The 23,495-nt window shown below is 45.8% G+C and carries 23 protein-coding genes; 14 read left to right on the forward strand and 9 right to left on the reverse strand.

Translation table 11 applies throughout. The features are described from left to right. Positions 1–295: 295 nt before the first annotated feature. Positions 296–724 (forward strand): DUF202 domain-containing protein, encoded by a 429-nt coding sequence (locus tag QUA54_RS13330; protein ID WP_333415009.1) that lies wholly within the window; start codon positions 296–298, stop codon positions 722–724. Between the two features lie 158 nt (positions 725–882). Here the strand turns inward: QUA54_RS13330 and QUA54_RS13335 are convergent, their stop codons facing one another. From QUA54_RS13335 to QUA54_RS13355, 5 genes are all read right to left on the reverse strand, one after another. Further along, a complete protein-coding gene (locus QUA54_RS13335; protein WP_333415010.1) occupies positions 883–1,305 on the reverse strand; it encodes a DUF2809 domain-containing protein in 423 nt (140 codons plus the stop codon). A gap of 15 nt (positions 1,306–1,320) precedes the next feature. After that, entirely contained in the window at positions 1,321–2,427 is a 1,107-nt protein-coding gene (locus QUA54_RS13340) for a DUF4241 domain-containing protein (protein ID WP_333415011.1), read from the reverse strand. Between the two features lie 123 nt (positions 2,428–2,550). Further along, positions 2,551–2,676 carry a hypothetical protein gene (locus tag QUA54_RS13345; protein ID WP_333190926.1) on the reverse strand — a complete coding sequence of 42 codons (126 nt, stop codon included), beginning with the start codon at positions 2,674–2,676 and terminating at the stop codon, positions 2,551–2,553. A gap of 42 nt (positions 2,677–2,718) precedes the next feature. After that, entirely contained in the window at positions 2,719–4,266 is a 1,548-nt protein-coding gene (locus QUA54_RS13350) for an ATP-binding protein (RefSeq protein WP_333415012.1), read from the reverse strand. Beyond that, a complete protein-coding gene (locus QUA54_RS13355) occupies positions 4,263–4,946 on the reverse strand; it encodes a response regulator transcription factor (RefSeq protein ID WP_333190924.1) in 684 nt (227 codons plus the stop codon). The genes QUA54_RS13350 and QUA54_RS13355 overlap by 4 nt, the downstream gene beginning before the upstream one ends. 143 nt (positions 4,947–5,089) lie before the next feature. Between QUA54_RS13355 and QUA54_RS13360 the strand changes: the two genes are divergently transcribed. Continuing rightward, positions 5,090–5,500 (forward strand): hypothetical protein, encoded by a 411-nt coding sequence (locus QUA54_RS13360; RefSeq protein ID WP_333415013.1) that lies wholly within the window; start codon positions 5,090–5,092, stop codon positions 5,498–5,500. A 158-nt stretch (positions 5,501–5,658) separates the two neighbouring features. After that, entirely contained in the window at positions 5,659–6,612 is a 954-nt protein-coding gene (locus QUA54_RS13365; protein WP_333415014.1) for a M10 family metallopeptidase C-terminal domain-containing protein, read from the forward strand. A gap of 185 nt (positions 6,613–6,797) precedes the next feature. On the opposite strand, the gene QUA54_RS13370 is transcribed toward QUA54_RS13365, so the two are convergent. Beyond that, complete coding sequence (locus QUA54_RS13370) at positions 6,798–7,712, reverse strand: alpha/beta fold hydrolase (protein WP_333415015.1); 915 nt, start codon at positions 7,710–7,712, stop codon at positions 6,798–6,800. 423 nt (positions 7,713–8,135) lie between these two features. Between QUA54_RS13370 and speB the strand changes: the two genes are divergently transcribed. The 10 genes from speB to QUA54_RS13420 all read left to right on the forward strand — a co-directional run bounded on the left by speB (position 8,136) and on the right by QUA54_RS13420 (position 19,657). Further along, positions 8,136–9,065 carry an agmatinase gene (speB, locus tag QUA54_RS13375; RefSeq protein ID WP_333415016.1) on the forward strand — a complete coding sequence of 310 codons (930 nt, stop codon included), beginning with the start codon at positions 8,136–8,138 and terminating at the stop codon, positions 9,063–9,065. A gap of 134 nt (positions 9,066–9,199) precedes the next feature. Continuing rightward, positions 9,200–9,757 (forward strand): thioredoxin family protein, encoded by a 558-nt coding sequence (locus QUA54_RS13380; protein ID WP_333196341.1) that lies wholly within the window; start codon positions 9,200–9,202, stop codon positions 9,755–9,757. A 189-nt stretch (positions 9,758–9,946) separates the two neighbouring features. Beyond that, positions 9,947–10,756 (forward strand): molybdate ABC transporter substrate-binding protein, encoded by an 810-nt coding sequence (gene modA, locus QUA54_RS13385; protein ID WP_333415017.1) that lies wholly within the window; start codon positions 9,947–9,949, stop codon positions 10,754–10,756. Positions 10,757–10,826: 70 nt separating this feature from the next. Then, complete coding sequence (modB, locus tag QUA54_RS13390; protein WP_333415018.1) at positions 10,827–12,647, forward strand: molybdate ABC transporter permease subunit; 1,821 nt, start codon at positions 10,827–10,829, stop codon at positions 12,645–12,647. 97 nt (positions 12,648–12,744) lie between these two features. Next, positions 12,745–13,143 carry a peptide-methionine (R)-S-oxide reductase MsrB gene (gene msrB / locus QUA54_RS13395; protein ID WP_172190869.1) on the forward strand — a complete coding sequence of 133 codons (399 nt, stop codon included), beginning with the start codon at positions 12,745–12,747 and terminating at the stop codon, positions 13,141–13,143. A 131-nt stretch (positions 13,144–13,274) separates the two neighbouring features. Continuing rightward, the gene (gene pyrH, locus QUA54_RS13400) at positions 13,275–14,003 is read left to right on the forward strand and encodes a UMP kinase (RefSeq protein ID WP_333196335.1); all 729 of its coding nucleotides are present in this window, start codon (positions 13,275–13,277) and stop codon (positions 14,001–14,003) included. Beyond that, positions 13,990–14,538, forward strand: a complete 549-nt coding sequence (gene frr, locus QUA54_RS13405; RefSeq protein ID WP_172190871.1) for a ribosome recycling factor — start codon at positions 13,990–13,992, stop codon at positions 14,536–14,538. Before pyrH ends, frr begins: the two co-directional genes overlap by 14 nt. A gap of 207 nt (positions 14,539–14,745) precedes the next feature. Then, on the forward strand, positions 14,746–15,384 hold the full coding sequence (locus QUA54_RS13410) for a hypothetical protein (RefSeq protein ID WP_333415019.1): 639 nt from the start codon (positions 14,746–14,748) through the stop codon (positions 15,382–15,384). Positions 15,385–15,822: 438 nt separating this feature from the next. After that, positions 15,823–16,275: an NADAR family protein gene (locus tag QUA54_RS13415; protein WP_333415020.1), complete on the forward strand. Its 453-nt coding sequence runs from the start codon at positions 15,823–15,825 to the stop codon at positions 16,273–16,275. A gap of 376 nt (positions 16,276–16,651) precedes the next feature. Further along, the gene (locus QUA54_RS13420) at positions 16,652–19,657 is read left to right on the forward strand and encodes a GAF domain-containing protein (protein ID WP_333415021.1); all 3,006 of its coding nucleotides are present in this window, start codon (positions 16,652–16,654) and stop codon (positions 19,655–19,657) included. 7 nt (positions 19,658–19,664) lie between these two features. Here the strand turns inward: QUA54_RS13420 and QUA54_RS13425 are convergent, their stop codons facing one another. Together QUA54_RS13425 and QUA54_RS13430 are read right to left on the reverse strand one after the other, a co-directional pair. Further along, complete coding sequence (locus tag QUA54_RS13425) at positions 19,665–20,441, reverse strand: pentapeptide repeat-containing protein (RefSeq protein ID WP_333415022.1); 777 nt, start codon at positions 20,439–20,441, stop codon at positions 19,665–19,667. Between the two features lie 258 nt (positions 20,442–20,699). Further along, complete coding sequence (locus QUA54_RS13430; protein ID WP_172190875.1) at positions 20,700–21,344, reverse strand: pentapeptide repeat-containing protein; 645 nt, start codon at positions 21,342–21,344, stop codon at positions 20,700–20,702. Positions 21,345–22,312: 968 nt separating this feature from the next. On the opposite strand from QUA54_RS13430, the gene QUA54_RS13435 reads away from it, so the two are divergent. Next, entirely contained in the window at positions 22,313–22,750 is a 438-nt protein-coding gene (locus QUA54_RS13435; RefSeq protein WP_333190912.1) for a helix-turn-helix domain-containing protein, read from the forward strand. Between the two features lie 297 nt (positions 22,751–23,047). Here QUA54_RS13435 and QUA54_RS13440 read toward each other — a convergent pair whose 3' ends face one another. Continuing rightward, entirely contained in the window at positions 23,048–23,401 is a 354-nt protein-coding gene (locus QUA54_RS13440; protein ID WP_172190877.1) for a metal-sensing transcriptional repressor, read from the reverse strand. Positions 23,402–23,495: the final 94 nt, after the last annotated feature.

Below are 23,495 nucleotides of genomic sequence, written 5' to 3' on the forward strand. Positions count from 1 at the left end.
CCTCAGAAACCCCCTTGATTCGTAGATTCCTAATTACCAAACCAAGATTTTTTTGTATAAACCGGGTTTGTAAGCTAGGACTTGCGCACTCGGATTGCTGGAAGGTTGTTTACCCAGATTAAAGGCTATAACACAGTTTTTTTATGAAAAAACCCGGTTTCAGCGCAATTCCTATGATACTATCTTTTTTGGTAATGATGAATCACGATCGCAATACCGATACTTTCCTCCGCAATCAGAAGTGAAACAATAATTTACCAGGGAAAGCTTAAGATATTTTATAAAGGTAGGGTTGATGAACAAGGGTGCTAAAATAGACCGACAGCGGGAACATCAGGCAAATGAACGCACGTTTCTTGCATGGTTACGAACTTCAATCGGTTTAATTGGTTTTGGGTTGGCGATCGCTCGGTTCAGTTTATTTCTGCGTCAATTTCAAGCTACAGTGACTCAGCAAGAAGTTTCCTCCCCTCCCTTCTTCAACTCCGAAACTTTAGGGCTGAGTATGGTCGTTTTTGGGATTGCGGTCATTGCCTTGGCAGCATGGCGTTATAATCGAGTTTTCTGGCAAATTGAGCGAGGTGATTATCGCCCAAATCGTGTCCTAGTTTGGATTATGACTGGAACAGTGATGATTTTAGGAACGTTAACCATTCCGTTGTTGCTGTGGCGAGATCGCGGAAATATAGCTCCCACTTCAACTCCTAAAAACTCTCAATTCTAAGTTAACCCGATCGCTTAGAATTGAGTGAAAATAACCGCAACCATATCATTAAGCTTTTGTGCATCTAGATTGTCTAGGATCTTAAAGGAGCTGATGGGGAGAGGATTTGACGATTTTGGCTCTGATCATGGAAATATACAATTTAAATGCAGTACAAGTTACAAGCGGAAGCAAGTGAAATGAAGCCATCGCACCCACAACCAACCTAAAAAACTCCCTACAAAATAAGAGATAAAATCTGACAAACTAAAGTGATTTCCCAAAATCAGCCTTCCGGGTAAAGTAGCTCGCATTGCTTGTAAAAACGGAGGTGTCCACAGTTGGAGAAACTCTACTCCGCAGGTAGCTAGACACACAGCTAAAGCCGCCCTAATTGGGGAAAATCGCGGCCAGATCAGAACTACCAGCAAAATCCAAAATACCTCATAAGCTATGCTCCCAAAAGAGTCGTTGAACCATTCCGGTGCAGGGCCGCGAGAAAATCTCACCGCATAACCTAAAGGGATAATCACGATTATACTGATGAGCAGGGCAATTCTATATTTTAAAAAACGGCGATCGGGAGAAATTGGGGAAGTCATTGATTCTGGGCACAATCACGCATTTGTTGTCACAGGTTGAAGTGGATAAACCTCAGAATTAAGTGCGATCTTCAATACTGCATTGGCTTGCAACGGCTCATGGAACCAATATTCTCTGTACCACCTATCCTCTTCTATCGATTCTGAAATCATCATCATAGGACAGCCGGAAAATCGACCGCCCGGCTCTAAATTGACGCTCCAGGGCTGGCGCCCCTGTCCTTCCAAAACCACTATGCAATCTGGGTTGCTGGGTTGTGATTTGAGGAAATCATCACTAAGCTGAACCCAACTTGGGCGATGAACGCTGAGTCTTATAGCCATCTCAAGCCGCTCCAAGTCACGATGCTCTATGGATTTTTCTAGGAAGCTTGTAACTTCAATCTCGATATTTTCCGTGATGTGTTCAAGCAGTACCCGGAAATCAGTGACCAAACAAGCCAGTTCATCATCGGCTGTGAACCCCCAATAACTGGCATAGCTACCATCCCCGTATCCACTTCCAAATGCGATCGTATTGCCCCCAGTATCAGGGTCTAGGGTAAGATTGAAAGTGTGCATATCGGGGTCTAGGGTGAGATTGAAGCCACTCTGATCCACAATTTGCTGAGATGGGTAGGTTAATAGAGTTACCAGCTCCTGAGCTGCTAGCCAGTCATCCAATTGAATCCTTTGGTCAATGGCACGCTCGACTAGACACTGCAATTCTTCATCAGAACGTCGCTCAACTACCTGAGCATCGACAAAACATCCCAGTCCCGCATCAACACCATAGGCAAAAAACTGATTCCGTCTTAACTCGGCCAAATCCTCACCTCGACGCAGAGCCATCTCCCAACGGACAGGGGATTCAGAGCAAAACTTAACCATCGCACAGGCAGTGCGCCCACTGTCAACCACACTTAGCAACACAGGATAGCGCCCTGGTGGAACGGTTCTGCTAAACGGGTCAACGTCTTTGCACCACAGCCAACCGGGGTCGCAAGCAATAATACGCCCTGAAGGTAAAACTAAGTCACCCGCCTGAAAAACATCACTGGTTATGGGACCCTCTGTGAGCGATTCGTAGACTTGATTGGGCTCGAATGCTGCGATGAAGTTGGTATGAGTCTTTGGGGACATGAGGCGATCGCAGTTAGATAGAACTTTTTTACTACTCTAATATATGATTTGTGGTTCAATATCAAAGATTGCTTGGGTAAGCCATATCTATTTAACCGGACTTGATATGACTGGCATAAAATCTTAACCTGTATCGGATTGAGTGTCTGGTACCACTTGCAAAAGAATTACATTGCTGTGGCGATCGCGACTGAGCAAAAACTTAACTTCCCCAGTCGCACCGTTAACTTTAAAATCAGAATTAGCCAAAGTCTTAGCTAAGATAACTCGTCCTGCTTCACTGCTATAAGGTTAATCGCGATCGCCCACAGGTAAACTCAGTATAAACCCTGTTTGACCAAGTATGGCAGCATCTAGTTGGATATCGCCGCCGTGCGCCCGTGCGATTTCCCTTGCTAAGCTTAGCCCCAATCCCGATCCTTCGATTTTTTGGATCTGTGTGGAGTCGCCGCGATGGAAGCGCTCGAAAATGCGATCGCGCTCCCTCAAAGAAATATCTTGAGAGCTATTGACAATTTTGACAATTACTCTCTTTCCCTGACAGTTAGCCTGTAACCTGAGCCAACCCTTCGGTAAATTATATTTAATCGCATTACCAACTAGATTTTGCAAAACCTGCACCAGCAAATCGCGATCGCCCTTGATATATAAATTAGGATCAATTGCCATTTGCACATCTAAATGCGGTGCTAGCAGTTCCATATCTTCGGCAATTTCCGATAGTAAAGCCGACATATTCACCTCAACCAAATGTAAACCCATACGTCCGGCATCGGCTAGAGAAAGTAAGAGAAGTTTACGGGTAATTTCACTCAAACGGCGCACTTCATCCAATAAATTACTCAGGGTTTGCTGTACCTCAGAACCCGATTCAACTTGATGCAAAGCCCGTTCTAGTTGGCCTTGCAAAATTGCCAGCGGAGTCTTCAGTTCATGGGCAGCATCTCCACTAAAACGAGAAGCTTGTTTAAAACTTCGCTCCAGACGTTCTAACATCTGATTGAACACAAAAATTAATTCTACAAACTCTATATCCGTTGAACCGACAGGGACGCGCCGATCGAGCCCTTGTACGGTAACATTGCGAATAGCCATCGTGAGTCGCCCAATGGGATATAGAATACTCCGCGATATCAACCACGCTCCACCCGCTACGAATAACAGCACTACGGGAATAGAAATTAGAAAGATATTGCGAATCGATGCCATTTCCCGATCGATCGCTTGTAAGTTAACAGCGATCGCTATTTGAGTCTGAGGAGAATGAATCGCGCCCACACGCCAAACTGCCCTGCTAGTACGCTGGGTTGCTAGTTTAGCTTTGAAAACTCGAGGAAAATTCGGTCGATCGAATTGAGGAGGCCGATCGCGCGCGGGTCTTCTTTCTCTCGGTGAAAATGAATCCGGTCGATCGGGAGGTGGCGGATAGGGTGGAGGTGGTGGATAGGGTGGAGGGGGAGGTTCTAATTGAAAAGGTATTCTAGCAGGATCGGGAGGGGGTTGGGGCAGCGATCGCCATAATGAATTAGCATCAAGTTCATCTTGCCACTGGCTCGATCGGTAGAGCAAATTACCATCTCTATCAGTCACCAGCAAAGCCGCGGTTGTTTCCCCATCATTCATGCCCAAAACTGAGGGCAAAGAATCACTATAAACATCCCATTGCGCCGATTGCGGGCGGGTAGATTGGATTAACTGATTCTTGATTTCAGCATCAAGACGCTTGACCTTAGCATCGTAAATCAACCACCACGAAACAATACTAAAGCCAATCAGAGCAACACTTGCCAGAACAGCAGATAATAGAGTAATCCGAAAGCGAAAAGATTGCAGTTTCACGATGGGGAATCTGGTTTGCGAAACCGATAGCCAACGCCCCGCACGCTCTCAACCCATCCTGTACCGCCGATCGGTTCAATTTTCTTGCGAATGCGTTGAATACATACATCTACCACATTCGTATTCGGATTAAAATCATAACCCCAGATATGTTCGAGGATTTGCGTGCGAGTGAGTACCCGGCCAGGCGATCGCATCAGATATTCCAACAGATTAAACTCGCGGGTTGTAAGTTCTACCGCATGGCGATCGCAGGTAACTTCTCGCAGAATGCGATCGAGCTTAACTGGGCCAACACTCAGAATATTTTGGCGATCGCCAGAAGCACGCCGCACCACAGCATAAATCCGAGCAACTAACTCCTCAACAAAAAACGGTTTAGCTAAATAGTCATCAGCACCGAGATGTAACCCTTCAATGCGATCGTCTAGTTCATTGCGAGCAGTTAATAAAATCACGGGTACGTTGCGTCCAGCCTTTCGCAGATGTTTGAGAATAGATAATCCGTCTTTTCCCGGCAATACAATATCCAGGACGATCGCATCGTACTCATTATCCATCGCCCGATCGTAGCCATCATTGCCATTATCGCAATAATCCACAACAAAACCTTGTTCTTTCAAGCCGATACAAACAAAATTGGCAATTTTTTCTTCATCTTCAACGTATAGAACATTCATAGATTTACCTATTCGGTTGCGATTATACCGCCATCAGGGATTTACTTAAATTACAAAACTGTAATCCATCCGCAGTGTTGCAGGTAATGTTTGGGGATTTTGATGTAGCTATAAACATTTCTGGATCGGCGATCGTAACTCTCATGAAAATTGCTTCACTGCTCGCGTTACCTGCTACAGCCTTGCTGCTGGGATTTAGCAGCTTGAGTTTCCCCGATCGGACTACAGCTAATTCTAATACTGTACTAGCCCAGAGCCAGCCCGAACCCAGTCAAGAGCGCAGACATCCGCCCCGTATAGATTTTCCTGCTGCTGCCAAACAATTAGGAGTCACCGAAGCCGAGTTAATCGAAGCTTTGGGCCTACCCGCCAAACCGCCGGAACCGCCAAGCGAAAATAATCGCCCGCCCAGCCCACCGCCCCGTCCTCGTTTAGATATTCCCGGTGCAGCGAAAAAGTTGAGAGTCACCGAAGCAGAGTTGATTAAAATTCTGGGCATTCCACCGCGTCCACCGGGCGATCGTAACTTACCTCAAAATTCGGAAAAACCCTAATTTCTCCAGATTACAAAACTGTAATCCTAGGACAGGGATAAATGTCATATTCAACCAACTTAATGATTGTAGAGACTAACTCAAAGGCCGATCGAGAATTCTCTTTTTTAGCCTGAAAGCTTCTTCAAACTTAGAAAACTAATCCGGGTAATTACATCATGCCACAACTATTTCCTAATTCAATCAATGCACCGGGCAACCAACCTCCCCAAAATCAAGGCGCACCGGGCAACCAACCTCCCCAAAATCAAGGCGCACCGGGCAACCAACCACCTCAAAATCAAGGCGCACAAATTATCAATTCTGCTCTACCTCCCCAAAATCTAACTCCACCCCCTCCGCCAGCTAACAGTATTACCACCACAGCAGGAAACGACAATATTACCGGAGATAGTTTAGATAACTTCATCCTAGGTAATAGCGGCACTGATAGCATAATTGGAGGATTAGGCACGGATACAATGAGCTATCTTTCCCTTACCAGCAGCATTAGCCTTGAGGCGAAAGGCATAGTAGATAAAGGCGCAGCAGGTACAGATACCCTGCAAAATATAGAACAAATAATTGCTCCTTTAGGACAGAGTAATACCATCGATGCTTCTACAGGTAGCGGCACAGCTTCTATTAATGTGGATTTGTCGCAAAATCGCTTGGCGGTTAACAATCTACCCGGTATCGGCACTCTGAATTTTACGGTAGAGAATTTCGTTAATGTCACAGGTACTCCGAATGTAGATGTCCTTACCGGAAACATCCAAAACAATTCTTTAGTAGGAGGAGATGGTAACGATACACTCTCAGGTTTGCGCGGCAATGATACCCTGATTGGAGTCAACCCATCAAGTGCTGCACCGGGAAGCAATGAAACGGATGTGCTGATTGGTGGTCGGGGTAGAGATGTTTTTGTTCTCGGTGATGCGGCGATTAGCTACTATCAGGGAACAGGAGTTGCGCTGATTCAGGATTTCCAACAGGGAATCGATCGCATTCAGTTAAGTGGGAATCTTTCCAACTACAATATAGTTGGTAACTCCATCAATTTGGCTGGTACATCTGACCAAATTGCTGTCATTCAAGGCGGCTTTACTCTTGATAGTTTCATATTCGTATAATATCAATTCCGGCTGCACTCCTCATAATACCTAGGAAACGGCAGTGCCGTTTCCCTACCCAAAATAACATTGTAGGGAAACGGCACTGCCGTTTCCTAATTTCTTCTTCCTACTTCTTCCTTCGTGTCCTTTGCCTCTTCGCGGTTCAATAATCTAATTCTTCCAGCATCAAAAGAGCAAAAGCACTAATTTTCTGCAAACGCCGATCGCTCTTTAATCCAATCGAGTAAAATAGGATTGACCAATTCCGGCGCTTCATCCTGGGGACAATGACCTACGCCTTCCAAAGGAATAAACTTTTCAACAGCCGGAAACTTTGCCAATTCTTGCCCCAATGCGATCGGCTCCCAAGGGTCGTCCGTACCCCACAAAATCAAAGCCGGACAGCTCAAACGCGGCAACAAATCCTCCGGTAGCGGCCCTTGAGAATAACTGATAAATGCTACAAATACTTCGACTGCACCGCTATCTCGGGCAGGTTTCAGCAGCATATTTACCAGTTCGTCGCTGACAGCTTCAGGACGGCGATATGCTTGTAAAAGCACTTTTTTTACTGTTTTTGGCGTAGCTAATTGTTTAAAAAATAATTGACTTATCCACTTGACATTTAAAACTTTTTGTGCAATTGGCGCTCCAAAACTGCGATACCAAGGCAATTCGGCGCGTTTGCGATCGTGCAGCAACCGCAGGGAACAATTGATTAAAATTACGCCAGAAGCAATATCGGGAAAATCCACTGCGGCTTGCATTATTGCCACACAGCCGATCGAATTTCCCACCAAGAAAGCCGGCCCGCCCGCAACTTCCCGACAAAAATCAGCAATTAGCTGTCCCCAAGTTTCAAAAGTATAGTCAATCTCAAGTTTGGGCGCAGGTTTAGCAGAACCGCCAAAACCGATGAGGTCGATCGCATAACAGCGGCAATCAGCAGCCAGCGCCGGCAAATTCTTGCGCCAGTGGCCCCAAGACGCGCCGAAACCGTGGACAAACACCACCGCAGGTCCCTGCGAACCCGCAGCCTGGTAGCAAATCGGAAAGCCTTTCCACAGCCAAGTTTGAGGTGCAACAGCAGTTGACGAAGTGGGAGTAGAAGATGTCATGCGATTTTAGATTTTAGATTTTAGATTTTAGATTTTAGATTTTAGATGAATGCAAGGCTGCAAAGGACTCAAGTCATTACTACAAACCCTATCGCAATTCGAGGCAACCGCTAGGACATAAATCCCAAACCCTCATCCCTCTTCCTTCAGCGTCCTCAGCGCTCTCTGCGGTTAATACCTCTTCCCTCTACCCTCTTCCCTCTTTCCTCTTCCTTCTTCCTTCTTCCCTCTTCCTTCTTCCCTCTTCCTTCTTCCCTCTTCCTTCTTCCCTCTTCCTTCTTCCCTCTTCCTTCTTCCTTCTTCCTTCTTCCTTCTTCCTTCTTCCTTCTTCCTTCTTCCTTCTTCCTTCTTCCTTTGCAGTTAGAGCCGATATTATGTCAGGATTAAAGATGCTGACTTGTTTGCCTTATTGAAATTTCCCTTATGCCAACGATCATTTCCACTGCTGTCGTACCGTTTTTGGGGTCAGAAATTGTACCAGACTACGACACCGCCAAAGTAGTAATTTTACCAATTCCCTACGAAGCTACCACCACTTACCGCCGGGGGTGCGAAAACGGGCCGGCGAAACTTCTAGAAGCTTCTCATCAACTCGAGTGCTACGACGAAGAATTGGATTCCGAAGTTTGCTACGATGTCGGAATTTATACAAAAGAGCCGATCGCCGACACTCGCAACAGACAACTGGTTTCATCCTCAGAAATGCTGCAAGTCACCCAAGCCGCAGTCCACCAGCTAGTTACCGAAAATAAATTTGTCATCTCCCTCGGAGGCGAACACAGCATCACCGCCGGTGTAGTCGAAGGTTATCGCCAAGCATACCCGGATGAACCTTTCACAGTCGTGCAAATCGACGCCCACGGCGACTTGCGGCACGAGTACGAAGGCTCGATTCACAACCACGCCTGCGTGATGCGGCGCGTTGTCGATATGGGCTTACCGACACTGCAAATCGGGATTCGCGCTATCTGCAAGGAAGAAGCCGACTTGATTAAAGCAAAACACCTAAACGTGATTCGAGCCAGAGAAATTGCTACTCAACCGGATTGGGCAGATCGGGCAATTGCCAGCATCACAACTAAGCGAGTATTTTTGACGATCGACTTAGACGGCATCGATCCGACTTTAATTCCAGGGGTGGGCACACCGGAACCGGGCGGGTTAAATTGGTATTCCCTCACCGGATTTTTGCGTCGCGTCTTCGAGTCATATGAAGTAATCGGGTGTGACATTATGGAATTAGCACCTGTTGTAGATTCTGTAGTCTCAGAATTTACCGCAGCCAAATTAGCATACAAACTTATTGGATATCAAGCTCTGGCTCAAGGTTGGCTAAAACAGGGCGAGGAATAAACGGGTAAGTATGAGTTAAAATTGGCTGCGGGCAAGGCTAGAATTAAGACAAAGCCCAAAAACAGCCAATTTTATAGATACCAGGAGTTTCATCTTTCTTTCGTTGCAAATACCGATCTTCATACCCTCAAAAAATGAGTTTACTAATGGAAACAACCGGCACTCCGATTAACGGCTACGCTCCCGATTTTGAACTGCCGGGAGTAGACGAAGATGTTCACCATTTAGCTCGCTATTTAGAAAAATATCGAGCTATTGGGGTGATATTTATGTGCAATCACTGTCCTTACGTGAAGTTGTATCTAGATCGCCTGAAAGAAATTCAAGCAGAGTTTCAAGATCGAGATGTTACTTTAATCGGGATTAATGCTAATGATGCAAACCAGCATCCCGACGACAGTTTTGAGAACATGAAAATTTTTGCAGCCGACAATCAACTCAACTTCCCGTACATCCGAGATGTTGCTCAAGATGTGGCTGAAAGTTTTGGGGCTTCTAAAACGCCGGAGGTTTTTTTGTTAGACCAAGACGGCAAACTGCGCTATAAAGGTTTAATTGACGACAGCGCCGACGATTCGGCGGCGGTGCAAGTTTCTTATTTGCGGAGTGCGATCGACCAATTGCTCAACAGCCAACCCGTGGAGCCTTCAACTACAGAGGCGATAGGCTGTTCTGTCAAATGGCGAGAATAGGGAGGTTTTAAATTAAAAATCCTGGATGCAGAACCTAATAATGTAGGGGTGCGCACTGCGCACCTTATCGCTTTAAGTAGCGTCTAACTTCTGTTAACGAACCCCGAAGAACGCGAAGCAAGAAAGAGAAGAAGATACTTTTATAGTGGTTTCCGAGTAACTTAAAATTAAAATTCAAAACTATTTTCGGTGAACTTAAAAAATACACGCATTCTCAGTTTGATTGTCGCAGCCCTCGCGGCGGTAGCACTGCTGATTAGTTGGAACTTATTTCAGAGTGTTTCTCCAGTCGCAACAGCGCAACAGCGCACGTCTTTAACCGTATCTGCGGCTATCAGTCTGTCGCAAGCCTTCGCAGAAATCAAGACTGTTTATCAAGGCAGCAATCCCAATGTTACTATCACTTATAATTTCGGTGCTTCCGGCGCCCTCGCACAGCAGATCCAGCAGGGAGCCCCGGTAGATGTATTCTTGAGCGCTGCTACCAAACAAATGGATGCTTTGCAGCAAGCTAATTTGCTGATTAACGACACGCGGCGCAATTTGCTGACAAATCGCCTGGTTTTGATTACTCCTAAAAATGGCATAGTTTTGAGCGATTTCAAACAGTTAACAGATGCTAGAATCAAGAAAATTGCGATCGGCGAACCGAAAAGCGTACCTGTGGGCCAGTACGCTCAGGAAATGCTAACTAAGCTTGGATTGTGGCAGCAACTCCAGCAAAAATTAGTGCTAGGAAATAACGTCCGCCAAGTGCTGACATTTGTCGAAAGCGGTAACGTTGACGCTGGCATAGTTTACACGACTGATGCCAAAGCATCGGACAAAGTAACTGTGCGGCTAACGGCTGCGGAAAATTTGCACTCGCCCATTGTTTATCCGCTGGCAGTTATCAGAAACAGGCGCAATCCCGCTGCTGCAAAAGCGTTTGTTGACTTTTTAGCGGGCGAACGAGCTAAAATAGTATTTCAGAAATATGGATTTGGCATAGTTCGATAACTAACTAATTAGGGATTTTTTACCGCTGATGAAAGCAGATAAGCGCTGATTAACGCGGATTTATTTATAGATGGAATTTGATATTTCTCCGCTCTGGATATCTCTAAAATCCTCCGCTATTGCGACATTTCTCACCTTTTTCCTGGGAATAGCCGCCGCCCGGTGGATGCTTTCAACTCGCATCAGAGGTAAAGCTTTGATTGAAGGCATTTTCATTTCTCCCTTAGTTTTGCCGCCGACAGTAGTCGGATTTTTGCTGCTGATTCTGTTTGGGAGAAATGGGGCGATCGGTCAATTATTGCTACAATTCGACTTTACTATAATTTTCACTTGGCAAGCCGCCGCCATTACTGCCACAGTTGTATCATTTCCCCTCATGTACAAAACTGCTTTGGGAGCTTTTGAGCAAATTGATGCCAATCTTCTCAACGCTGCTCGCACTTTGGGAGCCTCCGAGTGGCAAGTCTTTTGCCGGATTATGTTGCCGCTAGCATGGCCGGGAATTTTAGCAGGAACTATTCTCGCATTTGCCCGCGCTTTGGGTGAATTCGGCGCGACGCTGATGTTAGCGGGAAATATTCCCGGACAAACTCAAACTATGCCGATGGCAATTTATTTTGCTGTGGAAGCAGGGGATATGAGGCAAGCTGCTATTTGGGTTTTGATTATTCTTAGTCTTTCTTTGAGCGTGCTAACTGCTGTTAATTTTTGGACTGATTTACAAAGGAGATCGCCCAAACCGAATTCGAGCCAAAGACTGCACTCAAATCTTCCCAAAGTCGCGTCTACTTGTAACACAAAACCCCAAAAACAACAACCGGAAAGCGGACTTTGTTTAAACATTTTTAAACCTCTCTCTGGCTTTGCCTTAGATGTCGGTTTTGATATCGGCTCGGAAGTGCTGGGAATTTTGGGCGCGTCGGGTTCTGGTAAGAGCATGACTCTCCGCTGCATCGCTGGTTTGGAAACTCCCAGCAGCGGTAAAATAGCCGTCAACGGCAGGGTTTTATTTGACTCCGCACAGGGCATTAATGTACCTTCTAAAGACCGCCGCATCGGTTTTTTGTTTCAAAATTATGCTTTATTTCCTCACCTGACTGTTGCTGAAAATATTGCCTTTGGCTTGCAGGATTTATCGGAAAGCGAGCAAAAACTTCGGGTAAAAGAACAACTAATTTCGGTGCAAATGTCGGGAATGGAAAACCGCTACCCGCAGGAACTTTCGGGGGGTCAGCAGCAGCGGGTGGCTTTGGCAAGGGCGATCGCCCCTTCTCCAGAATTGCTGCTGTTAGATGAACCGTTTTCTGCTTTGGATACTCACTTGCGGAGTCAACTGGAACGCGAGTTAATGCAGACTCTGGCTAATTATCGGGGCATTACTTTGTTTGTCAGCCACAATTTAGAGGAAGTTTACCGGGTGTGCAAAAATCTGTTGGTATTGGCCGAGGGAAGACCGATCGCCTTTGATACCAAAGAGAACATTTTCGATCGCCCTGGCAATTTCACTGTCGCCCAGTTGACTGGCTGCAAGAATTTCTCAGCAGCTAAACCGATCGCAGAAACTGTCGTGGAGGCGATCGACTGGGGCTGTACTCTGACTGTAGTCGAACCAATTCCCAAATCTCTAGTTTCTGTGGGAATTCGGGCTCATCAACTGAGTTTTGTTAGCGGGTGCGATCGTGAAAATACTTTTGCTTGTTGGATCGCCTCGACTGTGGAAACTCCGCACCGGGTGACATTATATCTCAAATTGCACTCGCCTCCCAATGATTCCCAAGATTATCACTTGCAAGCCGAAGTTTTCAAAGAAAAGTGGAGGGCTATTAAGGACAATCCTTTTCCCTGGTATGTTCATTTCGAGCCAATTAGGTTAATATTAATGGAGGCATGAGTTAACTAGCAATATACCGTTAACCGTCAACACTCAACAGTTAACAGCTAACCGTCAACACTCAACAGCTAAATACATCTTAACCCAACATCAAATCATGACTGAAAAAGTTCAAAAAACCGACGCAGAATGGCAACAACAACTCACGCCAGAACAGTTTAAAGTCGCCCGAAAGAAGGGAACGGAAAGAGCTTTTAGCGGCGAATATCACGACAACAAAAAAACCGGAACTTATAAGTGTATTTGCTGCGGCACTGAGCTATTTAAATCAGAAACAAAGTTCGATTCCGGTACCGGTTGGCCGAGTTTCTACGCTCCCGTTAGCGAAGAAAATGTCAAGTGCGAGTCGGATAACAGCTTGTTCATGCGCCGAACAGAGGTACTGTGCGCTGTTTGCGACGCTCATCTCGGTCACGTATTTAACGACGGGCCGAAACCTACCGGTCAGCGTTACTGCATGAATTCTGCTGCTCTTAATTTTGTCCCCAAGGATTAAATTTAGTCAACCGTTCTCAGTCAACAGTTCTGGAACAGGCTTTTGGGTCTGTTCTGGGTAATTGATGTTCAAAATGCACCCATGCTGCTATCTTATGGTGGAGGCAAACAGAGTAAAAAAATAGTGGCGGCATGGGGATGGTTTATCAGCGGGTTTTGCTGAAGCTCAGCGGTGAAGCGCTGATGGGCAGCTTGGGCTACGGCATCGATCCGATAGTCGTTCAGTCGATCGCCCAGGAAGTGGCCAAAGTCGTGTCCGAAGGGATTCAAATCGCGATTGTTGTCGGTGGCGGCAACATTTTTCGCGGGGTGAAAGCTGCTTCGGCAGGGATGGATCGGGCAACGGCTGATTATGTGGGCATGATTGCTACGGTGATGAATGCTATCACTTTGCAGGATGCCCTAGAACAAGTAGGAGTGCCAACGAGGGTGCAATCGGCGATCGCCATGCAAGAAGTAGCTGAACCCTACATCCGGCGGCGGGCGATTCGCCACCTCGAAAAAAAACGAGTAGTTATTTTTGGTGCCGGTTCTGGCAACCCTTTTTTTACTACTGATACTACAGCAGCTTTGCGGGCGGCTGAAATTGATGCAGAGGTGATTTTTAAAGCTACTAAGGTAGATGGGGTGTACGATTCCGACCCCCACCTCAACCCCAACGCGCGCAGGTATCAAACCCTCACCTATGCCCACGTCTTGAATCAAGATTTGCGGGTGATGGACAGTACGGCGATCGCCCTTTGCAAAGAAAATAATATTCCTATTATGGTATTTGACCTCTCGGTGTCGGGCAACATCTACCGAGCTGTAATGGGAGAATCTATTGGAACTCTTGTCGGAGGTTTTTGTGAAGTTAGCTGAAGCAGAAGATCATATGCAAAAGGCAGTTGAGGCTACTCAACGGTCTTTTAATACTATTCGGACGGGACGGGCCAACGCCTCCCTCCTCGATCGAGTCATGGTAGACTATTACGGCTCTCCAACTCCGATCAAATCCCTTGCCAATATTGGCACGCCGGATGCGACTACGATCAACATTCAACCGTTCGATCGCACAGCGCTCAACTCGATCGAAAAAGCGATTTCCCTGTCAGATGTAGGACTCGTTCCCAACAACGACGGTTCAGTTATTCGCTTGAACATTCCGCCGCTGACGAGCGACAGACGCCAAGAATTTGTCAAAATGGCCAGTAAGTTTGCTGAAGAAGGTAAAGTTGCAATTCGCAATATCCGCCGCGATGCCGTTGACTCGATTCGCAAGCAGGAAAAAAGCAGCGATATCTCTAAAGATGAATCGCGGGACTTGCAAGATAAAATTCAAAAGCTGACGGACAAGTACATTGCCAAAATAGAAGAAGTTCTAGCAGCGAAAGAGAAAGATATCACGACAGTTTAGGGAATGGGAAATTGGGCCTGGGGAATAGGAATAGTTTTGAGATTGCCGAGAGCCGGTCGCGAACAACGCCCAGACTCTCGATGAGTTGTGATTTGTGAGTTAAAAACTCAAGATTTAACACTCATAAGTTAGCAATTACCAGTTACTAATTCCCTGTTCCCCACAACCAATTACCAATAACCAATTACCCATAACCAAAAATGTTTGATGGCATTATTGTCGGTGCAAGCCCGGCAGGTAGCACAGCAGGTTATCACCACGCAAAGCAGGAACCTTCTGTTTTGGAAAGAACCAAAACTCTGTTCGATCGCAAGTTTAGAAACTCGCTCAATCAAAGGCGATTCGCTCAATTTCGATTTTGGTACTATTAAAAAAGGTTTTATCTGGAGCTTTCTCAAAGCTGACGGCTACTGTTTGAGTATTGCTGCGATGCGCGGCGACAAGCCAAAAGATATCAAGAAAATTTTGGCCGACTGCGCCACTAAGTGCGGTGCGGATGTTAGTGTCAGCAACGTGCGGGAACACCCCATGAGTCTGCGGGATGCCGATCGTAAATTGCACTCGCAAAATACTCTGCTTGTAGGAGACGCCACCCGTCTTGCCTACTCCCTCTCCGGCGAGGGGATTCGACCTGCCCTATTTAGCCGATTTAAGGCTGCTCAGGCGATATATCGAACTCTTGGAGGTGCCTGCGACGCTAAGGAGCAGTATACTCAAACGATCGCCCAAAAAAGGGGAACTGATATGGTTTGGGCCGGTCGCTTGGCTAGAGCATTCTATCAGTTTACAGGAGCTGCTTGCAGAGCGGGCGTCAAATTGCCGATCGCTACTCAGTTGACGAGCTAAATTTTGTGCGGTGAACTGGGTTATGCTGATATCGCTAACCGCGCTCTTAAAAAGCTGATGCCGTTTTAGGACGAAGAAAGAAGGAAAAAGGAAGATTCTTAAATCCCAATTCCTTATTCTTCATTCCCAATTCTTAATCGTTAATTTAAAAATAGGAATTACGCACTATTCCTCAGAAAGCCAGTTGATTCCTAGATTTTTTGTGGCCAAGCCCAATTTTTTCCAATAAACGGGGTTCAAAAGCGTAACTTCTATTTTAAATAAAGTCGATGCGAGGATTTTTTAATACAAGCCCCGCGCTGCTTGTAGAATCTAATCTCAAATACTCTTGACAAAAAGTGGTTTGATACGTTAATAAGAGTGCGGTGAGGTGCTTTAGGCGCACCATGAATAATTACATTCTACCTAAATCCTGTAAAATATAAAATCTCAAATCTAATGATAATTTATTTTTATAAAGTAGAGGAGCCTTACGGCTGCTTTTCTAATTTTTCACTACACGACATTAGTCTGCACGGTCAACATTGGTTGACTGTGGAACATTACTATCAAGCGCAAAAATTTGTCAGCACAGATGAAAGATTAGTGGCGACGATTCAAGCCGTAGCAACTCCCCAGGAAGCCGCCAAATTAGGTCGCGATCCAAACCACCGAATTCGCGCTGATTGGGAAGCGGTGAAAATTCCTATTATGCGCGAAGCAGTTTTAACTAAGTTTCTCGTTCATACAGACATTCAAGCTATTCTCCTCGCCACAGGGGATCGAATGATTGTCGAGGATTCGCCAACGGATTACTACTGGGGGTGTGGCTGCGACCGAACCGGTCAAAATCATTTGGGTAAAATTCTGATGAGCGTGCGCAAGGAAATTAGTCAGCGCCTTGCGGGCTGATAAAAATTCAAATTCTTTCGTTCGTTATCATTGTATAAAGTTTTACAACAAATGTCAAACTATCCTAACAATCAATAGTTTTGATAGTAAGAGTTTAATATTGCGAGAAATTTATAAGAGGATTAAAATAATAATAATTATTATTTGCTTAAGTCGCTCAGCAGGTTGAAGGCAGGGACTCAACCGGCGCGATCGCAGATTTTTATGATCCCAAGGCGCCAAAGGCGATAGACCGTCGCCTCTCACCAGTGCGCCACCGATTAAGTGTACAGATCGGTTGAATCAAAAACTCAAGGTGGTGCATTTGAGTTTGAGCGCTCCAACAGCACATCAAAACTTTTTATTATCATTGTATAATTACAAAAGGAGATTTATTATGCAATTCACAGAAAATACGCAAGAATTACATCATAAACTAGACAGAGAAGTTTTGGTACGCCGGATAACTGAACGCATCCGCCAATCTTTAGAATTAGAAGATATTTTAACCAGTACGGTAGTAGAAGTGCGGTCTTTTTTGAAAACAGATCGCATTATGATTTACAGATTTAGTGTTGACGGGAGTGGAGAAGTTGTTGCTGAGTCAATTAATAACAACCGTCTCCCTTCCTTGAAAGGACTGCACTTTCCAGCAGACGACATTCCCCCACACGCCCGGGAGATGTATGTGAGTATGCGCCTGCGGACAATCATAGATGTTAACTCCGGGACGATCGTCCTGAGTCCCCTTGATGCTGCAGACACCGGTCAACCTTTAGTAAATGAAGAGATGCACTACCGAGCGCTCGATCCTTGCCACACAGCTTACCTGATGGCAATGGGAGTGCAATCTTCCTTAGTCGTCCCGATTTTGCACCGCACGATCGCGTCGGAAAACAGCAACACACATATCAGCGATGCCCGGACCTGGTTGACTCGATACGAGCCAGGAAACAATCAAAAAATTCACATCGAACTGTGGGGACTTTTAGTGTCTCACCAGTGTGCCCCCCTCAATATTTCACCAGCAGATTTAGAAGTAGTTCAGCTCGTATCAGATCAATTGTCTAGCGCTATCGCCCACGCGCTCCTCCTCCAGCAAACCCGCTCTCAAGCCACCCGGGAAGCTACGGTGAGCCGCATAGCAGCCCTGTTGTACGGTCACGCTAACATTCAACTGCAACAAGGTTTAGAAGCCACCGTCACCGCTTTGGGCGGCAGTGGCGGCAGACTCTATCTCAACCCCCCCAACATCAAGGGTGAAAAGTTATCGGTTCCCAAGATCGATCGAGCATTTCCCATTACCCCTGTGCAAAGTGATGCTACCTTTGAACTGTTCGCCACAGGAGAACAACCCACACTTCCCGACTGGGAAATAGTCAAGGCGATCGAAGCTCATCCTCTCTGGCAGCAATGGCTAACCAAAGGATTCAAAAATACCGAAGAACTTCCCAAATTCCCAATTATTACTAATGCTCAATTTCCAGTTTGGATAATTACAGACTTATACAAAGAACCTTTATTTAGAGTTTTAGTTCCCGCTTTCCAAACTACTAAAATTCGGGGTTTGCTGGTAATTCCGCTCCACTACCAACAAAAAATAGTCGGCTGTTTGACCATTTTTCGCAATGAAATTGATACCGAAAAAATGTGGGCGGGGCGCTTTGATAGCAGCGCTGCACAAAGGCTTCCCAGACAATCCTTTGAACTCTGGCGAGAAATTAAAAAAGGTCAGTCACCAGAGTGGAAGTTGGAGGATATAGAGCAAGCTTTAGCTATAGGCAGCCAATTTTGTGCGGCAATTGGGCAGTACGTTCTTTATAAAGAAGTGCAAGCCCTAAATGCCAACTTGGAGCGTCAAGTTCAAGAACGCACCGCCCAATTGCAAAAATCCTTGGACTTTGCCCAAGTATTGACGCGAGTTAGAGACCAGATTCGCAGCACCTTAGATTTAAAAACCATACTGCAAACTATTGTGCGAGAAGTCAGACTTTTGTTGGATACCGATCGCACGGTAATCTACCAGTTTGCAGAAGACAAACAGGGCGAGGTAGTTGTCGAAGCTGTTTGCGGCCAGTGGCGGTCAATTTTAGGTATCACATCTCCACAAGAATGCTTTACCGAAGCCTCAGACTGCTTTTCTCAAACCGGGCGGGTGCGAGCAATTAATGATATTTATACTGAGGATTTAACAGCCTGTCACCGCGAATTTTTGGAAGATTTGCAGGTGAGAGGAAGTTTAATTGTGCCCATGAGGGGCAAAGATTCCCAATTGTGGGGGTTGCTGATTGCCCATGAGTGTTCGGGGCCCAGAGTTTGGCAAACAGCAGAACAGGAATTGGTGCAACATTTAGCGGCTCAAGCTGCGATCGCCATTCACCAAGCAGAACTTTATCAAGAAAGTCTCAATGCAGCAACTGCCGATCGATTAAAAGCCGAACAGCTAGCTAAAACCCTCACAGAATTGCACAATACCCAAGCCCAACTGATTCAAACCGAAAAAATGTCCAGTCTCGGACAACTGCTGGCGGGAGTCGCCCACGAAATCAATAACCCCGTTAACTTTATCTACGGCAATCTGTCCCACGCCAGCGAATACACCAAAGATTTGCTCTGCTTGGTGGCACTCTACCGCCAGCACTACCCCAATCCCAACCAAGAAATTAGCGAGTGCTCCGAAGCAATCGACATCGAATTTCTTGCCGAAGATTTGCCAAAAATTTTGGGTTCCATGACAGTCGGAGTTGACCGCATCCGCCAGTTAGTTGTATCTTTGCGCAATTTTTCTAGGAGCGATCAAGCCGAGAAAAAAGCCGTTGACATTCACGAGGGCATCGACAGTACCCTGTTGATTTTGCAGCACCGGATTAAAGCCAATTCCGATCGCAACACCGTAGAAATTATTAAAGAATACGGCAATTTGCCCTTAGTAGAATGCTATGCCAGCTCGCTCAATCAGGTATTTATGAATCTGATCGGCAATGCCCTTGACGCCCTAGAAATGAGACAAAGAGAGCGAGTTATCAATCTTCCCTTTCCAGTGGCAAGTGGAGCGGCGACACATTTAAGCTCGCAAAAACTGGCTGTCGAGCCACTAGATATAAATGCCAGCCCCCAATGTTTGATTCCTGATTTCCCATCCCCTTGCATTCGGATTCGCACCGAATTAATCGATGAAAAAAGGGTAGGAATTTATATTGCCGACAACGGTCACGGCATCCCCAAAGAGTTAATCTCTCACATCTTTAATCCGTTTTTTACTACTAAACCCGTCGGTCGGGGCACGGGTTTAGGACTGTCTATCAGTTACCAAATAGTAGTTGAGAAACACCAAGGCGTACTCAAGTGTGTTTCTATACCTGGTCAGGGTACAGAATTCAGGATCGAGATTCCACAGAATTAGGTAACTGTTAAGGCAAGATCAACTTCACCAGAACAGAACCGATCGAACCTAGAAGACTCATAAAGTTGCCACCGCCGCCCGTGCGGGGTTCCGTAGGCTTTTGGCGCGCCACAATGGCTTCGGCTAACTGCTTTGACAATTCCTGACCTTGGGGATTTCCTTGAGCTGCAAAGAGTTCCTTAGCTCGATCGGCGTCTAGAGTCGCGCCGGCGAAGTCTCCCAAGTCAGCGCGAGACATACTCCGCGCAAAATAAACGGCTGCTAAATCCGATTTCAGATTCAGGGCTTGATTGTAATAATCAATGGCGTTTCTGTAGTTTCCTGCTTGAGCTTCCAGCACTCCCAACCGATAGAAGTCTTCAGCGGTGCCGATATTGGTTGGCATTCCTCTAACTCCGAGCAGTTGCGCGTTAGTTAAATTGGCGTTGAGCAAATTGGCGTCGCTGAGATAGGCACTTCTCAAGTCAGCACCGCTGAGGTTGGCACCGCTGAGGTTGGCCCCCGTCAGATTGACGCCAAACAGGCTGGTGCCGCTGAGGTTGGCACCGCTGAGGTCAGCCCCGGTGAGGTTGGCTCGGCTGAGGTTAGCCAACCTCAAGTCAGCACCTTTGAGATTGGCTCCTGTTAAATTCGCTAAGACCAAGCCCGCACTGCTGAGGTCGCAGTTGGGGCACTCTCTGGTGGCTAGTAATTGTTGCGTGTGTTGGATGTTCTCGGCGGGTGCAGGAGCGATCGGGGCGATCGCGCTCAGCAGCGTTGCAGCAGCGAGGATTCTGAGTTTCATTTTAACCGTCCAAAATCCAAAATATTAAATCTAAAATAGCTTTTATCGAAGCAATTGAAAATCACCATAACACGAGTTAACCAACAAATCCTTTGGCTCGCCGTATGTAGGAGTTCTGTGCGCCATCAGCACCCTACATTGAAGTTATCCGCCTACCTTAGTGTCAAATAAACACTTCCCTGCCAATAAATTAGGGTAATGAATTACTCATTACCCTTTAGCCGCGGTTCTCGGCAAGCATAAAAATTAACAAATAAATTACTCGTGAATCGTGCCGTCGGGCATCGTCGTACCCTTAAGATATACTCCGCTCAGGTTGACTTTTGTAAGGTTTGCTCCCAACAGGTTTGCGCCGCTTAAGTCTGACGCACTTAAAATCGCTTCAGTCAAGTCTGCCCTAATTAGATTCGCCCCCATTAAGTCGGCGCCGCTGAGGTCTACTTTGCTCAGGTTTGCGCCAATTAAATCGCATTCTGTGAGCACTGCCCTGCGCAAGTTTACTCCGTAAAGATTTACTCCGTGCAAGTCTGCACGGCTGAGTGTTGCCCGAGATATGTTGGCTCCAATTAAAGTTGCTTGTATCAGGGAAGCTCCGCTCAAGTCTGCTTTGCTGAGGTTCGCTCCCATCAACTCAGCTCGATTCAGGTTAGCTTCAGCTAAAAGTGCTTCTGTGAGGTCGGCTCCACCTAAGTCTGCTCTGCTCAAATTAATCTTGCACAAATTGGCTTTGCCAAAGTTGACTCTGTTGAGTTTGGCTTTGCTGAGATTGGCTCCAATCAAGTCGGCTTCATACAGATTGGCTCCAATCAATTCGGCTTCGTAGAGGTACACCTCGTGCAGGTAGACCCCGCTAAAATTTCTTTCTCCTATTGCGTATAGCTTGAGCAGTTCGTCAACGTTCATTGTGGCTTCTCTACACCTTTTAAATGAAGAATACTGTCAGCAAGCTGGTTACACCGGATGTTCTGCTATTTTAGATTTTAGGTTCTGAAAGATTCAGACTCATGGTGAGACTTCCCTCAATCTGCAAGGTTTTAGGTGGAAAGTCCGATCGAACCCATAACTTTTTGTGGCTAGTTGAGCTTACTGAGTATTAACGTGATTTAGATCACTAATTGGTGTTAGTAGTATCACATAGGAACCACAATTTCGATCACAGCAGGCTGGAAAAAATAGCCGATACTTATACAAGAATGCTGAGAAATTGACAATGCCACCCTCGTCGTGTTTTACTCAACTGGCGATCGAGCAAGTAGTTTCACAGATAATTGTCCGCTTGCTGTGAAAGTCGGTTGCAACGTCACTCGGCGCTAGCCGCTCCGGGCGATCGGAGAGTAGATATATCAGGATTTCTCGCACAGCGAAAGTCAGAAATGCACTTCTGGTAGTAGGAGAATCTGTGTATAAAAATGCGATCGCTAATGTACAGACAAAGCCTGTTTGCTATCATCTAATGACTAACAATCACCCATACGTTCGCAAAAAATACCAATCAATAAATACAAAAAAACCATGATATAAATATTTAACAATAAGAGCAAAAATGGTATTCCTTAAAAGTCACCTATTCAGCTAATGTTACAGTCGCTCGGTTAACGGCTGCTATCAGTATTAGCAATGATGCTTGTCTATCAAATACAAAACTGACCCAGAAACCCGGTTTTTTACCGAAAAACTTCGTTGCAATCCTTGCTCCAGGTTAAAAAGAATCCGCTTTCTGAGCGTTTCAGTGCGTCCAGGAATCAAAAACTTTAATGAGAGCGCTTTTTTTTGTATTGCTTGATGGCAAACAAAAGGCGAGCATTTAGGAGCGAATTTTGCTCCCTTGTCAAACAAAGGTATTGTATAACGCTAATCGTGAGGTAATTGATATGGCTGGAGTATGTAAACTTAGCATCACAGAGACAAGTGAAGAACTAAAAAACTTGTTAAATGAACAAAAAACGGCAAGTGGCTTTCAAAAAATTCAAGCACTTTACCTGTTCAAAATTTCTCATGTTAAGACAGTTAAAGAATTGGCAATGACGATCGGGGTAAACCGAATTACAGTGCAGCGGTGGCTGAGAAAGTACCGATCTGACGGACTCGAAGGACTCCTCGAAACAAAGCACAGCGGCGGCCGCAAGCCGGCCATTCCTCATTTGGCCCGCGCTAGTTTGGCAATGCGCCTCAGCGACCCTCAGAAAGGCTTTAAAAGCTATGGAGAAATTCAAGAGTGGTTGCAGGAGGAATACAGCATTGAAGCTTCCTATAAAGCGGTTTACGCAACAGTCAGATACCACCTAAAAGCCAAGCTGACAAAAGTCTAGAGACTTCATACCAAGTCCGATTAATCACCGATTATCTAATGGTTTGCAGTCAGCTTTTGAAGCTTTTGAGGAGTTCCGTTGTCACGACAAACCTGACTAATTCTTTTTTAACAAAACGCGCTCTCATACACTGCGGGGCATAGAAATTATATGCGGCGGCGATTGGGGTGAGGGGGAGAAAATTTGACGCTTTTCCCGCGTTTGTGAAAAATGTTTAAAAAATGCGCCATAAATCATAACTTGCAAGTTTTGTCTAATTTGCAGGTTTTGTTATATAAATGTAAAAATTGGCAGTGGCTAAGGCAAAAATCGATCCAAAGCCGCTTTCAACTCTTCTATTTCGGTATCAATATTGCCTTCTTTCGCTGCTCTGGCGATGCACTCAGTTAAATGTTCGTCGAGAATGATTCTCGCTACGCGATCGAGCGCTCCTCGAACTGCAGCAACTTGGACGAGAACTTCGGGACAGGGACGGTTTTCTTGCACCATAGTTTTGATGCCGCGGACGTGTCCCTCAATCCGAGACAAGCGATTGACCAGCCGTCGCATGGATTCTTCATTGTGAAGGTGAGGGTGGGCTGATTTATCGTCGTGATGGTGGTGGGAATTTGAGGCTACGGATTTGTCAGTAGAAGTATCAGATATAATCATCGGGGTTACAAGGGCAATTTTAAAAGTTAGAAAAAGTTAGAATTGAGAATATGTTGAGTTTGTACTGGCTCCTGGCTCATGTATTGTAACTGTT

It is taken from the genome of Microcoleus sp. MOSTC5 (assembly GCF_036701825.1).
GTDB lineage: Bacteria > Cyanobacteriota > Cyanobacteriia > Cyanobacteriales > Microcoleaceae > Microcoleus > Microcoleus asticus.

Coding starts and splice junctions, on each gene's coding strand:
- msrB (WP_172190869.1), top strand. CDS start 12,745: ATGACTGAAAAAGTTCAAAAAACCGACGCAGAATGGCAACAACAACTC.
- QUA54_RS13330 (WP_333415009.1), top strand. CDS start 296: ATGAACAAGGGTGCTAAAATAGACCGACAGCGGGAACATCAGGCAAAT.
- QUA54_RS13430 (WP_172190875.1), bottom strand. CDS start 21,344: ATGAACGTTGACGAACTGCTCAAGCTATACGCAATAGGAGAAAGAAAT.
- QUA54_RS13335 (WP_333415010.1), bottom strand. CDS start 1,305: ATGACTTCCCCAATTTCTCCCGATCGCCGTTTTTTAAAATATAGAATT.
- speB (WP_333415016.1), top strand. CDS start 8,136: ATGCCAACGATCATTTCCACTGCTGTCGTACCGTTTTTGGGGTCAGAA.
- QUA54_RS13355 (WP_333190924.1), bottom strand. CDS start 4,946: ATGAATGTTCTATACGTTGAAGATGAAGAAAAAATTGCCAATTTTGTT.
- QUA54_RS13360 (WP_333415013.1), top strand. CDS start 5,090: ATGAAAATTGCTTCACTGCTCGCGTTACCTGCTACAGCCTTGCTGCTG.
- QUA54_RS13420 (WP_333415021.1), top strand. CDS start 16,652: ATGCAATTCACAGAAAATACGCAAGAATTACATCATAAACTAGACAGA.
- QUA54_RS13380 (WP_333196341.1), top strand. CDS start 9,200: ATGAGTTTACTAATGGAAACAACCGGCACTCCGATTAACGGCTACGCT.
- QUA54_RS13340 (WP_333415011.1), bottom strand. CDS start 2,427: ATGTCCCCAAAGACTCATACCAACTTCATCGCAGCATTCGAGCCCAAT.
- QUA54_RS13425 (WP_333415022.1), bottom strand. CDS start 20,441: ATGAAACTCAGAATCCTCGCTGCTGCAACGCTGCTGAGCGCGATCGCC.
- QUA54_RS13435 (WP_333190912.1), top strand. CDS start 22,313: ATGGCTGGAGTATGTAAACTTAGCATCACAGAGACAAGTGAAGAACTA.
- QUA54_RS13410 (WP_333415019.1), top strand. CDS start 14,746: ATGGCATTATTGTCGGTGCAAGCCCGGCAGGTAGCACAGCAGGTTATC.
- QUA54_RS13365 (WP_333415014.1), top strand. CDS start 5,659: ATGCCACAACTATTTCCTAATTCAATCAATGCACCGGGCAACCAACCT.
- QUA54_RS13370 (WP_333415015.1), bottom strand. CDS start 7,712: ATGACATCTTCTACTCCCACTTCGTCAACTGCTGTTGCACCTCAAACT.
- pyrH (WP_333196335.1), top strand. CDS start 13,275: ATGGGGATGGTTTATCAGCGGGTTTTGCTGAAGCTCAGCGGTGAAGCG.
- modB (WP_333415018.1), top strand. CDS start 10,827: ATGGAATTTGATATTTCTCCGCTCTGGATATCTCTAAAATCCTCCGCT.
- QUA54_RS13440 (WP_172190877.1), bottom strand. CDS start 23,401: ATGATTATATCTGATACTTCTACTGACAAATCCGTAGCCTCAAATTCC.
- QUA54_RS13415 (WP_333415020.1), top strand. CDS start 15,823: ATGATAATTTATTTTTATAAAGTAGAGGAGCCTTACGGCTGCTTTTCT.